The sequence below is a fragment of the Clostridium sp. genome (genome assembly GCF_050717515.1).
In the GTDB taxonomy this organism is placed as follows: domain Bacteria; phylum Bacillota; class Clostridia; order Clostridiales; family Clostridiaceae; genus Clostridium_AD.
The window spans coordinates 255,210-270,820 of the sequence record NZ_JBOITL010000025.1 but is presented as its reverse complement, the minus strand read 5'-3'; the positions used below and the strand labels follow the sequence as shown (position 1 = coordinate 270,820).

Below are 15,611 nucleotides of genomic sequence, written 5' to 3'. Positions count from 1 at the left end.
AAAATGTTGCTTAGATTATTTCGTAAGATTTATAGAAATAAATGGTTATTCTTCAGTATGCTTATAGGGGTAGTACTAGCTTTAGCTATTATATCTGCTGTACCTCTTTATACTAGAGGAATTATGCAGAAGGTAATGTTAAAACAATTCGAAGATTTTCAAGAAAGTAAAAAGCAATCTGCAGGTATTTATTATGTGGAGTATTTACCACAAATTACAGACTACCTAGTTATAAAAGCTAGCCATGCCAGTATAGAAAAATCACTAAGTAGTGGTATGCTTAAAGAAATGAATATCCCTATAATAAGCAAAAAAAATATTACTACTCTTAATAATTTGGAGATTTTATCAATTGATGGAGAAAGATCAGAGACTATTAAGAATGGAGTGAAGTTAGGTAAAGTATCGGATATTGAAAAGCATATAATAATAAAAAACGGAAGAATATTTTCTAGTTCAAAGACTTCAGATGGGTGCTATGAAGTTATAATACCTCAAAATCAAATGGATAATCTAAAAATCAGATTAAACAAAACTTATAAGGTGATGATTGAAAAGAAATATTTTCTTGTTAAAATTGTTGGGACATATGATGTAAAGGAAGACGATTCTTATTGGACAAAAGGAAACTGGGATCCTTATGAACCAATAATGATAGTTAATGAAAAACTATTTTTAGATGATTTACTTAAAACCCTTTCTATTCCATATACCAAAAGTCAATGGGAAATAGCATATGATTATAAGAAAATAACTACAGAAAACTACAAACATATTTTAAATGTTCTACAAAATCATGAACAAATATTGCATACTAAACATGGGATTGTACCTAAAATGAATATTTTCGATTCCTTTCAAGAATTTGAGAAGAAATCCAAGGATTTAAGCATAGTTTTATGGGTTTTGCAGACTCCAGTTTTACTTATGATACTATTTTATATTTTTATGGTTTCACAGCTAATTGTTGAACAGGAAAAGAATGAGATATCTGTTTTAAGGAGTAGAGGCGCAGCTAATATTCAGATTATTACTACGTATTTTCTAGAAGGAATAGTTATAAGCATAATAGCACTTATTTTAGGACCATTACTCGGATTATTTTTTGTAAAGGTAATTGGTAGTGCTAATGGATTTTTACAGTTTGTTAGCAGAAATCCACTGAAGGTTAATCTTTCAATTAATGAATATAAATATGCTTCAATAGGTATTTTTGTATTCATTCTAACTATGCTAATTCCTGTGGTACTTGCCTGTAGAGAAAATATAGTTATGCGAAAACAAAAAAAATCAAAAAGGAAATCTGTACCATTTTGGAAGAGGCTTTATTTAGATTTTGTTTTACTTGGAATAGTTTTATATGGTTATAGAGTATTCAAAACTAGAGAAAAAATTCTTCAAGTTACAGGCGCAAACGCAAGTGAAATACCTGTTGATCCACTTATGTACTTGCTTACTACATTATTTATTCTAGGACTCGGTATGTTAATATTAAGAATTTATCCATATATATTAAAATTAATTATAAACCTTGGTAAAAAGTATTGGTCCCCAGAGAGCTATATGGCACTTATTAATACTGCAAGGGATAATGGCAAAAATGGATTTATAATGCTGTTCTTAATACTCACAATTGCAGTAGGAATTTTCGATGTTAAATCCGCTAGAATCTTTAATTCCTATCTGGAGAGAAAAATAAATTATACAGTGGGAGCAGATAGTAGATTGATTACACTCTGGCAGAAAAATGATAAAAAACTGAAAAATGATATTAATTACGAAGAAACTACAGAGAGTAAAAACTCAGGCCTTTATATAGAGCCTAGCTTTAGTAGCTATTCATCTTTACCTGGAGTAGAAAAAGCAACTAAAGTTTATTTTTCAAATAATACTCAATTAGAATGCTTTACTGGTAACTTAGCTGGATTTAAATTGATGGGAATTATCCCTCATGAATTTGGACAAGTTGCATGGTTTGATGAACGATTGCTCCCATTTCACTGGTATGACTATTTAAATATGATATCAAAAAATCCTAGTGCAGTATATGTATCAACTTCTCTTAAAGAAAAATTAGCTATAATTGAGGGAGACAGTATAAAGTTAAAGTGGGGCAATGGACTTTATGTAAATTTTGTAGTTTATGGTTTTATTGATTATTGGCCAGCGTATATTCCTAATGATGGTGGGCTTATATTGGCTAATTTAAATTATATGAATGCCAATATGCCGGTAGCACCTTATGAAGTTTGGATAAAGAAAGAAGCTGGTTCTACAGAAAAATTATATAAGGCCATAGCGGATAAAAAGCTACCTGTAACTGAGATAAAGGATAGAAATCAAGAGATAATTAAGTTTAAGAATGACCCTATGATACAGGGAAATAATGGCGCATTAACCTTAGCTTTTATTTCTAGTATGATTATAGCTGCACTTGGATTTTCTATATACTGGATACTATCTATAAAGAGCAGAATACTTCAGTTTGGAATATTACAGGCATTAGGGATGTCACTAAAAGAAGTAGTGCTTATGCTTTTAGGAGAACAGCTTTTAATAACAGGTACTGCAATTGGTATGGGTATTTTAGTTGGAAATATAAATAGTAAGATATTTATGCCACTTATGAAAATTGTAACTGATACTAAGGAGCAATTTCTTCCACCGCCAATAATATCCTTTGGTAATGATTATATGAAGATGGCACTTTTGTTTGGTACAGTAATTTTAGGAATTATAGTGCTACTTGGAATTTATATTTCACATATAAAAATGGATCAAGCCATCAAGTTAGGAGAGGATTAGTATGCGAGGTATAATAAAAACTCAAGATTTATGGCGAACATATGTGGTAGGTGGACAGCAAATTCATGCAGTAAAGAATTTAAGTTTAGAAATTCTTAAAGGGCAATTCACTATAATTAAGGGACGCTCAGGTTCAGGTAAGACCTCGTTAATTAATTTATTAGGAGCATTGGATAACCCAACATCCGGCAAAATTTTTTTTGATAAAGTAGACTTAACCAGTATGTCCATAAAAGAAAGAAATGAACTAAGAAAACAGCAAATAGGCTATGTATTTCAATCTGGAGCACTTCTCTCAAATATGACTGCTTTTGAAAATGTTGACCTAGCTCTTAGAATAGTAGGGTTTGATAAGAATGAAAGAAAAAAGAGAGTAGCGGAATGCCTTGAACTAGTGGGTTTAAAGAAAAGAATGGCACATTTTCCTTATGAGTTATCTGGAGGAGAAGTTCAGCGAGTAGCAATTGCACGTGCAATTGCCCATCGTCCTAAAATTATTTTTGCAGATGAGCCCACTGCTGCACTGGATACTAATAGAGGATTACAGATAGTTAAAATTTTCAAGGATATGGTACAGAAGGAAGGCATATCCGTGGTTATGACCACCCATGATCCAAATATGATGGAAATTGCCAACTGCGTATATACATTACAGGATGGTGAGCTTGTAAATGAGTAATAAAAATAAAATGATTGTATGTGAAAACCTGATAAAAATATATAAAACTGTAGACACAGAAGTTGTTGCACTTCAAGGATTGGATCTAGTTGTAGAAGAAGGAGAACTAATGGCTATCGTAGGAAACAGTGGAAGTGGAAAATCAACCCTACTTAATATGCTAGGAGGCCTTGATCGTGCTAATGCAGGTAAATTGATTGTAGAGGGGAAAGATTTATTTAAGCTTAATGAAAAAGAAATGATAAAATATAAAAAACAAACTGTAGGATTCGTATGGAAAAATAATGCAAGGAATTTAATTCCATATCTTACTGCACAGGAAAATATTGAACTGATTTTAAGTGTAGGAAAGCAGTCTAATGAAAAAAATAGAGCTTTAGACCTTTTGGAAATGGTAGGTATGCTTCATAGGAAGAAAAGTAAATTAAGTCAGCTATCAGGAGGCGAACAGCAGAGAATAGCTATAGCTATAGCACTTTCCAATAATCCTAAGCTTTTGCTTGCCGACGAGCCTACTGGTTCTGTAGATACAAAAACTTCTGCTCAGATTTTGGATTTGTTTCAAAAATTAAACCAGACGCTAAATGTAACTATTGTTATAGTAACTCACGATAGTCAGTTAGCAAAAAAAGTTGATAGAGTAGTATCTATAAGAGATGGGAAAATAAGCAGTGAAATTTTAAGAAAAAGCAGTTATGCAGAAACATTAGCTAACCTAAGCACAGGATTAAAAAAAGATGAAAGTCATGTTGAACTTGCTGTTATAGATAAGAATGGAAGAATTCATATTCCAGAGGAATACTTAGATGCACTTAATATTAGTGGACTGGACAAATTAAAGGTAGAATTAGATGAGGATAGGATAGTTTTATATAGGTGTCAATTGCCATAGTACAAAAAGGTAATTCTTTTAGATAAGAGTTACCTTTTTCTCTTAAATGCTACTCATTTTCATTGTTCTATTCACAAAAATACTTGTCCTTTAATTTCCCCAAACTTTTCTCATTGCAACAAATTCTTTGTCTTCACCATTTACATGCCACATAAACTCCTCTGTGATCTTAAATTCTAACCTTTCATATATCTTTATGGCTCTCTTATTAAACTTTGCAACAAGCAGCTCTATATCATTAAACTTATATTTTTCTTTTCCAAATTCTAATATGGCTTTAACTATTTCTGTTCCCCTACCTTTTCCTGTTAAGCTTGGCCTGATTTGTAACCCAAGATTTATTTGACCATCCTCATAATCAAAACTACAATTTCCTATTAGTTCGCTTTTTTCATCGTATATAGCAAATGTATTTTCTTCATTATGTATATTACTTACCCATTGTTTTTTAGCTTCGGTTTTATCATTATTATAGAAGGAATACTCACCTTCATACTTCCATGTTACAGTATCTTTAGCATCACTTTCTGTGGGCTTTCTAAATTCAAACTTCATATTATTTCCTCCTCAAAATTCTATTCTTAGTAACCTTCGTAACTATATTCTAACACCCATATTATTATATTAAAACCTCATAAACAGTTCACAATAGAACTTGAGCATCTATACTATTATCTTTATACCTAGCAATCTTTATTGTAAACTAATTTACACATGCCATAATTTAGGTCTCATCAAAGAATCAAATGAAAAAGGATGTTAATTATTAAAATTTCATTTAATAATTAACATCTTTTTTTATTATGAACATAATAATTTTTCTTTACCTATAATTCTTCCTATACTTTTTTCTGAAAGGTAATATCGACTAGCTAATTCAATAATGGTTACTCCCTGAGTATATTTGCAAAATATTTCATTATTCCTCTTTCTAAGACTGTTTCTTGTACCATTTTTTTCACCCCAAGATTTTTCATTTCCATTTTTTCTTGGAATGTATAAACATTCCCCATCTACGTATTCTTGAATTAACTTTATTATTTCTTCTGGCAACACATTTTGTGCTTTAATATATCCCACAGCTTTGCTCCTCCTTATAAAATATAAAGAATTAAAGCAAAGACTACTAAATAAAGTAAAACAATGTATTATGCATATAAATTATATGTTTAGTTTATTTATACCTAATTTTATAACTTAAACTCAAAACAAATCATAGCTTACTTCTTTAAAGCAGTCTTTGCTATGAGCATGAAAATATCTTAAAAGCAGTATACTTCCCCATAAATATTCCTCCATTCAGTCTTATTTTCTCAAATAAATTTTAATTTTCACTTCTTTTTCATAATATAATATTATCGTAATTGCATTTAAAGTAATTATAATTATCCTATTTTTATATTAAAAAGTCAAATTTGTATAATTTTATTAAAATCTATAAAACAAAAGTGGTATCTCCATCTCATCCCTACTCGCGCCACCATGAAGTCCTATAAGTGTAAGTTCAAAAACATCCTTTTCATACCACCAAATATGATTATTGCCTTTGGGTAATAAAATAAGATTTCCACATCTTTCTAACATTCTCTTACTTGGATTTCCGAAAAAGCCTTTTTTCGTCAATTCCTCAAAAGTATATACGTAAACTATATCTTTTAACTGCTTTTCTATCATTTTCTTAACTGTAAATAAGTGTTCGTCCTTAACGTAGAGAAATAAATCTCTACAAAAACCTGCTGGTGAAATTAGATCATTGTTTTTATTGTGCTTTAAGTATTTATCTATATCGGGTATTATGTCATTCAAATAATACTTCCTACTTAAATCAGTATCCACTTGTCCATGATCCGCTGAGATCATAATCGCTGTATTTTCAAAGCTTTCTTTGCCATTTTTATAGAATTTATCCATATGTTTTAATAATTTCTCCATGGCTTCTTTAAATTCTTCTGAACAATTTCCTTTTTCATGAGCAATATGATCAATGTCTGGTAAATAAACATAAAAATATTCTTTCTCATTATTCTTTATTAAATCCTTTGATAGCGATTCAAATAAATCTTCATATTCATGATACCCTTTCACCGTTGCATCTTTACACATTACACTCGAGTAGGTACTATCATTTATAAAGCTTGGCTGATAAACAGTGCTTTTAATTCCATTTTCTAATAAGTCCTTGAAAAAGCTTTTTTTAGGTAAGAAGCTTTTAGGATCTATATTCTTATTCTTTAAAGTTTCTATACCCTTTTTTCTTGCTTCTTTAAATAAGAAAGCTGTTATGATATCATCGGCTTCTGGCTCATAATAGAACCATTCATAAAGCCCGTGTTCGTATACTGGTTCTCCACTTAAAGCTGTGGTTACATGAGCTGTTGTAGTAGACGGAAACTGTGAAGTTAACTTTGAAACAATTCCTCTTTCTTCTATTTCACGTAAGAAACTGGAAGACTCCTTGTATTTCTCATAAAAACACCAGCCAAAAGCATCCACAAGAAAGAAAACTATTTTATTAGGAGAATCCTGTGAATTTCCTAGAGTATCCTTAGGTAATTTTTTATCTGATGGAATATCAAATAAGTGTTTTATACTTCCAAAAATATTAGAAAAACAGTAACTATCATATAATGGAACAGTAAATTCCTTATATTTGCTTTTATCAACTGCCTCAATTGATTTTGTATTTATCATCTCATCACCTCATTGAATTATTGTATGGTAAGTTCAATTTTACACTTGCCACGTTGGTGGCACCATTATAGTTTATTTGTTATTAAATTTCCAGATTCATATTTTTTAAGGCCTTTGTAGAACATAGTATAAGCTATTACTATCCATATTAATGCTACTCCTAAAACCTCTAAAAGCATAACAAGCGAAAATTGATTTATCACCTTTGCAGGTATATACACCACAAATGCTACTGGTATAACAGTATAAAGTATATATTTTACAGTATTGCTAAATATGCCTTCCGGATAAATACTAAAGCTTATGAAAAATTCTGTTGCAAGCTGTGCTAATCCCTCTGTGTTGCCTGCATAAAAACTTAAGGCATGAAAGGTCACTAGTACTGAAGCTAATATTAAAGCCCCTGTAATAGAAAATAACAAAAACAATAAGAAACTTTTAAGATGAAAACCTTTGATTATAAAAAATAAAATCACTCCATATAAGGTATCACCCCATGCAGATACTATGGTTTTAGAGCAAAGTATATTAATAAGAGGGTCTTTAGGCTGTAGTAAATAGCTATCTAGTTCACCATTTATTATCATTCTTGTAATCTGATTTACATTACCAAAAACCACAAAACAAAGACCAAAACTAGTGGACATTAAAGCCCAAAGCATCATTTCATCCTTAAAACCATATCCACCAATAGTGTTTACCTTTTCAAATAATATCCACCAAAAGAATATAAATGCTGAATTATTTAGTATCATCCCAAAACATTGTACAAGAAAACTCATCCTGTATTCCATGACTGAAGATATATTAAATTTAAAATAATAACCCATAAGCTTTAAGCTCTTCTTAACCTCCATTAACATTTAAATTCTTTGCCCCCTTCTTATATAATGTCATAGCTAAAGTAAAAAATATCCCTAAATATAATAGTTGAATTGAAAATTGTTTATAAAAACTTATGAAAGAAAAATCTACTGCAAGTTTTGCTGGCACGTAAGTTACATAAGCAAAGGGTAGATACTTTGATACCTTTTGGAGCCAATCCGGAAAAAGTTCTATAGGCATAAGCATTCCCCCTAAGGTAAATATCAGCTTTGAATAAATCCAAAAGAAAGCTGTATTGTCCTCAAACCAAAATGAGGTTAATGCTAACGTTATATAGATAAAAAAGTTAATACAGCAGCCTACAATTAATGATATAAATATAAAAGGGAGGTGCAGTACGTTAAAATTTTCCAAGGTCCCAGCATAGATGAACCCTATAGAAAGTCCAATTATACCATTAGTTAAAAGTTTTATGCCAATTTCACCTACAAAGTAGGAAAAGCAATAAATAACATAGTTATAAGGTTTGTTCAATAAATAAGCTATGTTACCACTTTTCACATCTTCATTTACTTGTACATGTATATCTGTTCTTGAAAGAGTAACAAGCTCTGTAACTATCAAGTACCAAATCATTGCATTTAAACTTAGCCCAGCAATTGTACTACCTTTTTGTGCATATATATTTTTCCAAAGCATTAAATATATAAACATTATGAATACAAAAAATATATTTTTACTAAGAAAATTCCAAAAATATACCAAGCTATTAGACATTGTTATTTTAGATATTTGTCCATATTTACGAAGTGCCTTCATGCGTGTCACCCTCCTTACTTTGCTTATAAATATGAGATATTATTTCCTCAAGTGGTGGCTCTGATATGGTTATGTCATTCACCTTTCCGCATTTTATTAGGTTAGTTAGCACTTGCTCTATATCTTGCTTTGATGTGTCCACTTGAACCTTTATGGCATTCCCCTTATTTTTAATAATATTTAGTTCGCAATTGTCTAGATTTACTATTTCATTATACTTAATCTGTATTATCTTCTTGTTTAAATAATCATGCTTAAGACTCTTAATTGTTTCGTTTAATACCACCTCTCCATGATTTATAATGATTGCCCTTTTGCATAATTGTTCTATATCGCCGGAATCATGAGAGGTTAAGAATATAGTGGTTTTTTCTTCCTTATTAAGCTGCAATATAAGTTCTCTAATCTTCTGTTTTACAACCACATCCAGGCCTATAGTAGGCTCATCTAAAAATATAATCTCAGGTTCGTGTAAAATAGATGCTGCAATCTCACAGCGTATTCTTTGACCTAAAGAAAGTTTTCTAACGGGAATATCCATTAAATCTCCTATTTCAAAAATCTCCTTTAGGAGCTCTATTCTCTTTTGAAGTTTCACTTTATCCATTTCATAAATATTCCCAAGTAAATGAAAGCTATCAAGTGGTGGTAGGTGAAACCAAAGTTGTGATTTTTGCCCAAAAACTGTACCTATTTTATAAGACAATTCTTTTCTTTCAGTAGCTGGATTCATACCCAGGACTTCAATATTTCCTGAGGATGGATATAATATACCTGTCATCATTTTTATAGTAGTGGATTTTCCTGCTCCATTTGGACCTATGAAGGCTAATATTTCTCCCTTTTCTACTTCAAAGGAAATATTATTAACGGCCTCAATCTCCCTATAGCTTGGTGAAAAAATCGACTTAACACTGCCCCGTAGTCCTTGTTCCTTGGTTTTAACTTTAAAAGTTTTGCAAAGATTATCAACTTTTATTATGCTCATTTTTAACATCTCCTTTTTTTCAAAAAAAATAAAGCCTCCAAAACAAATCTCCATATTGAGACTCGTCCTTCAGGCTTTTTCCCTAAAAGTGTAGATATCATCCTGTATCGCTCGGACCAGACATTTTTAAAACCGGAACCCTAGATACACTCTCACATTAAAGTAAATTATAGCATACTTTCTATAATTTACAAGTATTTTTTTCAGTGAAATTCAGATACTATAACCATACTATTAAGAAATAAAGGAGGAAATCCATATGGAAAAGAATGCAAGACAACATGTTGAAGATGTATATCACAAACTTCAAACTTCAAGAACTAGTCTTACTGAAGCCATAAGCACAGTAGAAAAGGAAGAAAATAGGCAACAAATTCAAAATACTCTTAATGCTGTTCAATCTGCATTACAAACAGCTACTGAAACACTTTCAAATTACACAGAGTAGAAACCATATAAAATAATATTTTACTAATATTAAGCAGAAGGAGCTTGTTTTTTAAACAAGCTCCTTAACTAAGAGTTTTCAAAATTAAAACCTGCTTTTGTAAAACCGAATTTAATAGCTTACATTTTTTTCAGGTGACAATTTCCAACATTTGCAACTATATAAAAAGCACTTGTAGCATATAATGTAAATTTTTTCATTGATATCAGTATATTTGTGTGCTTATTTCATAAATTTTGCATAAATAGTCGAATGTGAAACAGTTAGCAAAATGAAGGATTCAACAGAAATTACCGAAAAACAAGCTTTTAATCTAATTTCAACGTCTCCATAGTTCCGCCTTTTCTGTTATAGTACAATTATAGTATATTTTTATGATTCTAAATTCAAATAAAAACTTGAATTATAAAAATGTAGCAGAGTTTCAACAATTGGGGATTGATTTAAAAAACGCCAGATTTTATTAATTTTTTTCAGAAAGAGCTTGTTTTAAAGCAAGCTTTTTTTCTATGGATACTGGCATCAAAACAGTTAATCTTGAAAAATTAACGATGTTTAAATTTAACAACTTTAGGAAATATAATTGTTATCTACCACACAATATTAAAAGGAGGTTATTTTGTTTTGGGATACGACATTATAGACATTATAGATAAAGCTATAGCCATTGCATATAAGCGAAAGGATCTTTACACAGAAATTAGTAAGCAAACTCATCTTTCTCCTGCTGTAAAGATATTATCTAAGGTTTTGGCTGACAACGTTGATAAAACCTTTCTTTATTACCAAAAACTAAAAAAAGAAGTCAATGACGATGAAACTGAAAAAATTGATTTTGCAATTTATGATAAGATTTCATTTTTAATAAGTCAATTTAATTTAAGAGTACATACTACTGACGCTACAACGTCTAAAGAATTTATGAATTTTTCTCTCCAGTTTGAAAAGGAAATATTAGCTTTATTTCTTGATATACAAGGAAGATTAGTTGTAACTTCCTATGATACAAACTCAAAAGCATATATAATATTATCTGACATGATTAAAACCAAAACTAAACTAATCGAGGGCCTAAATCGCTAACTTAATGTTTGGTTTTATATAAAAAGAAATACTTATTTGATTTTTATCTTTAGAAAATATAAAAGACTAATTGCAGACTTTGCACTTAGTCTTTTTAATCTCATACCTACTTCCATGTGCTTCTTGACCTTTAATTTGATTGCCTATAAGAAAAAAAGTAGCCTTTACATGATTTTCTTTAAGTATATCTAAATCCTTATTGATTTTTTGATAATTTATTAAATTTGCACTTAAAAAATATGAACATAAGCAATGCATCTATTCCCCATTGCAATGCAGTAATCCACCATACTGCTGTAACTGGATACTTTAAAAGATGTATAAAATAATATGTTAGTGGTAATCTTATAACCCAACTTGTAAAACAAGAAATTAAAAAGGGGCTCTTTACATCTCCTAAACCCTTTAATGCACCAGCAAAGACTAGTGATATACCTATAAGCGGTTGCTCTGCTGCTCCTATAGCAAGACACCTCCCAGCTAAATAAGCAACTTTTTTTTCTTTTTCACTAACAAAAAAATTCACCAGAATATTTGGCATAAATAAGAATATTATTGCGAATATGCTCATCATAAATAAAGCATAAAAAGCACAATTAAAAGTAGCCGCTTTTGCTTTTTTATAATCCTTTTTCCCTATATTATGTCCTACTAAAGTAATAACTGCCATACCAAATCCAATACCAGGCATAACGGAAATTCCTTCTATCATATTAGCTATTTCATCAGCTGCAAAGGAAACACTTCCAGATTTGATTATAATAGCAACACATATCAGTTTGCTAATGCTGAAGGCCGCTTCTTCCAATGAACAAGGAATAGCTAATCTTAATATTTTTTTAATATCACTATTTAAAATTTTGAGATTGAAAATGGTTTTAAAATTGATTTTAGCCTTTAGAACAGTATTGTAAAAAGAAAAAACAAAACCACATAAATAAGCAATTGTAGAAGCAATAGCAGCTCCTTCTATACCCATCTCCTTAAACATAACACCAAAAATTAACAAATAATTGAAAAGTATTTTAAGACAAAATACAATTAAAGAACATATGAATGGTATAAACGTGTTTCCATATCCTATTAAAACAGAATTTAAAAGTCGCATATTCATACAAAAAAACAAGGCTATAGAATTAATTCTTATAAATGAATATCCTATTTGTAAAATTTCATTTCTAGCTCCAAGTACATAAAGAAGTTCTTTTCCAAAGTGAAAAAATAAAATTGTAATAATTAAACAAATGCTAGCACCTAAAACAAACCCTATTGCTGCGAATTTTTCAGCAATTTTATACTGTTTTGCACCTACTAGTCTAGACACTAGTGAAACAATACTTATACAAACTCCCCCAGAAATAAATATACCTATAAATGCATTTGTTAAACTATTACTTATTCCCACCGCACTTACTGCTATATTCCCGCCATATTTTCCAATCATCATTAAATCGAAAATAGACATTAAAGTATATATTGTTATCTCCGCAACTACAGGCAGCGAAGTATTTAAAACCTCATTGGTTGTATATTTATTCACCATACATAAGCTACCTCACAAAAATTAATTACCTTTATTAAGTATATTAATAAAATTCATTTTGATGAACAATTTTCCAGCATTTGAAATTAATTTATCATTAATTCTTGCAATAAATCTTATTAATGTGGAATACTAACTTAGTGCTTATTTTTTGTTTTAAATAATTCGGAGGTGTATAAATTCATGAAAAAACACACTTGCAAAGCTGTTATTTTTACTGCTATTTTGTTTGTTTTACTATTAAATTTGTTTTTTTATAAATTCAATGATTTTTACACAAATAAAAATTTAACTATTTCTACAATAGCTTTATTACCTCCTGATAAAACTGAAATCACACAGGTGATAGAAAATATTTATAATGATCGTTGCTCCATGTTTATTACTAAAGATCTTACTAATCTCCCTAGTTATTATGATCCTTCTCAAAAGCTTGGAAAGTGGAGTTTAGAGCATGAGGTAAAAAGATTTAATTATTTTAATGATTGGTCAAGTCAAAGAGGTATGAATTTTACAAAAGTTGAATCTACTCCCAAAGTTAGAAACATAACTACAACCAAAAGAGGTCTTCGCTTATTGGTGGATGAATATTATAAATTTGAATACACTTATAAAAATGATATAACGCCTACTACAAATGTATTTGGAGTAGGACTAACACACTCTATGGAGCTAATAAAAAAAGATGAAAAATGGATAATTTATTCTGATTGGTATTTAGATTGTTTTGAAGATGCTTTAAAAGCTTATGTGGGAGAGTTAAAAAACTTTAAACTTGATGCCAACAAAAAAACTATTTACACCCTAGGTAATTGTCCTAAAATACCACCCGAAGTGAAGGTTGTTCCCAAAGGTCGATACGACAAAATTAACGCCGTTAAATATGCGGATAAATACTGTGGAATACCATGGGCAAGTGGAAATTCAACAAAATATAATAAAAAATATACAAACTATACCGGCAATGGGGGCAATTGCACTAATTATGTATCTCAATCAATTGGAGATAGTGAAGGTGGCGGCCTACGGTTTGATAGTATTTGGCAATGTACTTATAAAAAATATGGTGGAGCTGACGGAAGCTCAGCATGGGTTAATGCTGATGCCTTTAAAAATTATTTGCTTTATAGTGGCCGTGGAAAGCTACTAGGAAAAGGTACATTTAACCAGTTAATTTCTCCACTTCCAGGCTATCCATGTGGAGCAGTACAAAAATTGGAATTAGGTGATCTTATTTGTTATGCCAAAGGTAGTGATATAGATCATTTCGCTATAGTTACGGGCTTTGACTCTCATGGATACCCTCTTGTTAATACGCACACCATTGATAGATTTCATGTACCTTGGGACTTAGGCTGGGGAGATAAAAACATTAATTTTTACTTAATACATTTAAAATAAGGATACCAAATTGGTATCCTTATTTTTATATTGTTGTATGAGTTCTTAAAATTTATTTTTTAGTACATTGTATATTTTATTATTTATACCCTTAACATCTACAGACTTTATTATTTCATCTTTTAATTTATATTTTTGTTTAAGACTCAGTATCCTATAAACACTTTCATCTATCCGTTGCCCAGATACCTCTCCCTTTAATAGTGAATTTTTCAGTGCATTAATTACTGCTAATTCATTATCATATCCGTGGCACACAAGCACTATGTCGGTTCCTGCCTTTACTGATTTTACTGCAGCTCCTCCAATATCATAATTTTTCACTATAGCACCCATAGTCATATCATCAGTGATTATAACACCATTAAACTTAAGGTCAGTTCTTAAGATATCTGTAATAATTGTTTTTGACAATGAGGAGGGATTTTCACTATCTATCTTAGACAAAAGTATATGTGCAATCATTACTGCATCTGCATTATTTTTTATTGCCTTTGCAAAAGGTATTAGCTCAAAGCTCTTTAACCTTTTCAAATCATTATTTACAGAAGGAAGTCCCATATGAGAATCTACAGAGGTATCCCCATGTCCTGGAAAATGTTTCACTACAGGTATAACATTTTGCGATTGAATTCCCTTCATAGTTTGGATAGCTAAGTTGCTTACGAGATTTATATCCCATCCAAAAGACCTATCCCCTATAACTGAATTTTTGGGATTACTGTTAACATCAAGAACCGGTGCAAAGTCCATATTAAATCCAAAAGCACCTATTTCATACCCTATTGCAGCACCTATCTTATAGGATAGTGTCTTATCATTTATTTTTCCTATTGCTTTATTTGTTGGAATCCTTTTAAATTCCTTTGGCATCCTTGTTACTCTACCACCCTCTTCATCAAGGGATAAAAACAGAGGTACTTTGTTATGTGAATTTTCATTTTTTAAAGAATTCAATAAATTAAGTAACTGCCTGGCATCTTGAATATTATTTGAGAATAATATAACGCCACCTACCTTAGACTTTTCTATGAGACTTTTGGTATTATCATTTAAATCATGACCCTCAATCCCTACTACTAGCATTTGTCCTATTTTTTCATCTATAGTCATTTTACCTATTTGCTCTATAATTGGATCTATTTCTTTAGGCTCAGATATCACTTCTAAATCTTGTGAATCATTAGCTTTTGTTGCCTCTTCCTGTGCTAGCGTATTATTTGCTTTTTGATTAATACCCTTCTTAAATATATTGCAAGCAGACATAATTGGTATAAGCAATATTATCACTAGAATTAGAGTAGTTTTTTTTAACAATGCCATTCCCCCTATTTATATAAAACATAAACTCTAAACACTATAACTGTACCCTTGTTCAATTATACATAATATCAATATAACTTTCAAATATTTAACATAATATATTTTCATCGCCCT

14 protein-coding genes and 1 pseudogene are annotated in these 15,611 nt (G+C 30.4%); 6 read left to right on the top strand and 9 right to left on the bottom strand.

Features of this window, described 5'->3' with window-relative positions:
• Window positions 1-3: 3 nt before the first annotated feature.
• From ACREV6_RS10780 to ACREV6_RS10770, 3 genes are read left to right on the top strand one after another with little or no spacing between them, the layout of a single operon-like run.
• Window positions 4-2,805, top strand: coding sequence for an ABC transporter permease (locus ACREV6_RS10780; protein ID WP_431578011.1), 2,802 nt, complete (start codon window positions 4-6; stop codon window positions 2,803-2,805).
• 1 nt (window position 2,806) lies between these two features.
• Window positions 2,807-3,484, top strand: a complete 678-nt coding sequence (locus ACREV6_RS10775; RefSeq protein ID WP_431578010.1) for an ABC transporter ATP-binding protein — start codon at window positions 2,807-2,809, stop codon at window positions 3,482-3,484.
• Window positions 3,477-4,376, top strand: a complete 900-nt coding sequence (locus ACREV6_RS10770; RefSeq protein WP_431578009.1) for an ATP-binding cassette domain-containing protein — start codon at window positions 3,477-3,479, stop codon at window positions 4,374-4,376. Before ACREV6_RS10775 ends, ACREV6_RS10770 begins: the two co-directional genes overlap by 8 nt.
• A 90-nt stretch (window positions 4,377-4,466) precedes the next feature.
• On the opposite strand, the gene ACREV6_RS10765 is transcribed toward ACREV6_RS10770, so the two are convergent.
• The 6 genes from ACREV6_RS10765 to ACREV6_RS10740 all read right to left on the bottom strand — a co-directional run bounded on the left by ACREV6_RS10765 (window position 4,467) and on the right by ACREV6_RS10740 (window position 9,699).
• Window positions 4,467-4,931: a GNAT family N-acetyltransferase gene (locus ACREV6_RS10765; protein ID WP_431578008.1), complete on the bottom strand. Its 465-nt coding sequence runs from the start codon at window positions 4,929-4,931 to the stop codon at window positions 4,467-4,469.
• 246 nt (window positions 4,932-5,177) lie between these two features.
• Window positions 5,178-5,456 carry a CD3324 family protein gene (locus tag ACREV6_RS10760; RefSeq protein ID WP_431578007.1) on the bottom strand — a complete coding sequence of 93 codons (279 nt, stop codon included), beginning with the start codon at window positions 5,454-5,456 and terminating at the stop codon, window positions 5,178-5,180.
• Between the two features lie 348 nt (window positions 5,457-5,804).
• Complete coding sequence (locus ACREV6_RS10755) at window positions 5,805-7,067, bottom strand: alkaline phosphatase family protein (protein ID WP_431578006.1); 1,263 nt, start codon at window positions 7,065-7,067, stop codon at window positions 5,805-5,807.
• 65 nt (window positions 7,068-7,132) lie between these two features.
• Entirely contained in the window at window positions 7,133-7,930 is a 798-nt protein-coding gene (locus ACREV6_RS10750; RefSeq protein WP_431578005.1) for an ABC transporter permease, read from the bottom strand.
• Window positions 7,914-8,711 (bottom strand): ABC transporter permease, encoded by a 798-nt coding sequence (locus tag ACREV6_RS10745; protein WP_431578004.1) that lies wholly within the window; start codon window positions 8,709-8,711, stop codon window positions 7,914-7,916. The genes ACREV6_RS10750 and ACREV6_RS10745 overlap by 17 nt, the downstream gene beginning before the upstream one ends.
• The gene (locus ACREV6_RS10740) at window positions 8,695-9,699 is read right to left on the bottom strand and encodes an ABC transporter ATP-binding protein (protein ID WP_431578003.1); all 1,005 of its coding nucleotides are present in this window, start codon (window positions 9,697-9,699) and stop codon (window positions 8,695-8,697) included. The genes ACREV6_RS10745 and ACREV6_RS10740 overlap by 17 nt, the downstream gene beginning before the upstream one ends.
• 259 nt (window positions 9,700-9,958) lie before the next feature.
• Between ACREV6_RS10740 and ACREV6_RS10735 the strand changes: the two genes are divergently transcribed.
• Both ACREV6_RS10735 and ACREV6_RS10730 read left to right on the top strand, forming a co-directional pair.
• Entirely contained in the window at window positions 9,959-10,147 is a 189-nt protein-coding gene (locus tag ACREV6_RS10735) for an EscE/YscE/SsaE family type III secretion system needle protein co-chaperone (RefSeq protein WP_431578002.1), read from the top strand.
• Between the two features lie 624 nt (window positions 10,148-10,771).
• Window positions 10,772-11,230 (top strand): hypothetical protein, encoded by a 459-nt coding sequence (locus ACREV6_RS10730; protein WP_431578001.1) that lies wholly within the window; start codon window positions 10,772-10,774, stop codon window positions 11,228-11,230.
• 120 nt (window positions 11,231-11,350) lie between these two features.
• Here ACREV6_RS10730 and ACREV6_RS10725 read toward each other — a convergent pair.
• Both ACREV6_RS10725 and ACREV6_RS10720 read right to left on the bottom strand, forming a co-directional pair.
• Window positions 11,351-11,431, bottom strand: a pseudogene (locus ACREV6_RS10725) (polysaccharide deacetylase family protein); the annotation flags it as partial.
• Entirely contained in the window at window positions 11,427-12,773 is a 1,347-nt protein-coding gene (locus tag ACREV6_RS10720; RefSeq protein ID WP_431578000.1) for an MATE family efflux transporter, read from the bottom strand. The pseudogene ACREV6_RS10725 and the gene ACREV6_RS10720, both read right to left, overlap by 5 nt.
• 183 nt (window positions 12,774-12,956) lie before the next feature.
• Here ACREV6_RS10720 and ACREV6_RS10715 point away from each other — a divergent pair, with 183 nt between their 5' ends.
• Window positions 12,957-14,174 carry an amidase domain-containing protein gene (locus ACREV6_RS10715; protein ID WP_431577999.1) on the top strand — a complete coding sequence of 406 codons (1,218 nt, stop codon included), beginning with the start codon at window positions 12,957-12,959 and terminating at the stop codon, window positions 14,172-14,174.
• Window positions 14,175-14,219: 45 nt separating this feature from the next.
• Here the strand turns inward: ACREV6_RS10715 and nagZ are convergent, their stop codons facing one another.
• Complete coding sequence (nagZ, locus tag ACREV6_RS10710) at window positions 14,220-15,497, bottom strand: beta-N-acetylhexosaminidase (protein WP_431577998.1); 1,278 nt, start codon at window positions 15,495-15,497, stop codon at window positions 14,220-14,222.
• Window positions 15,498-15,611 lie beyond the last annotated feature (114 nt).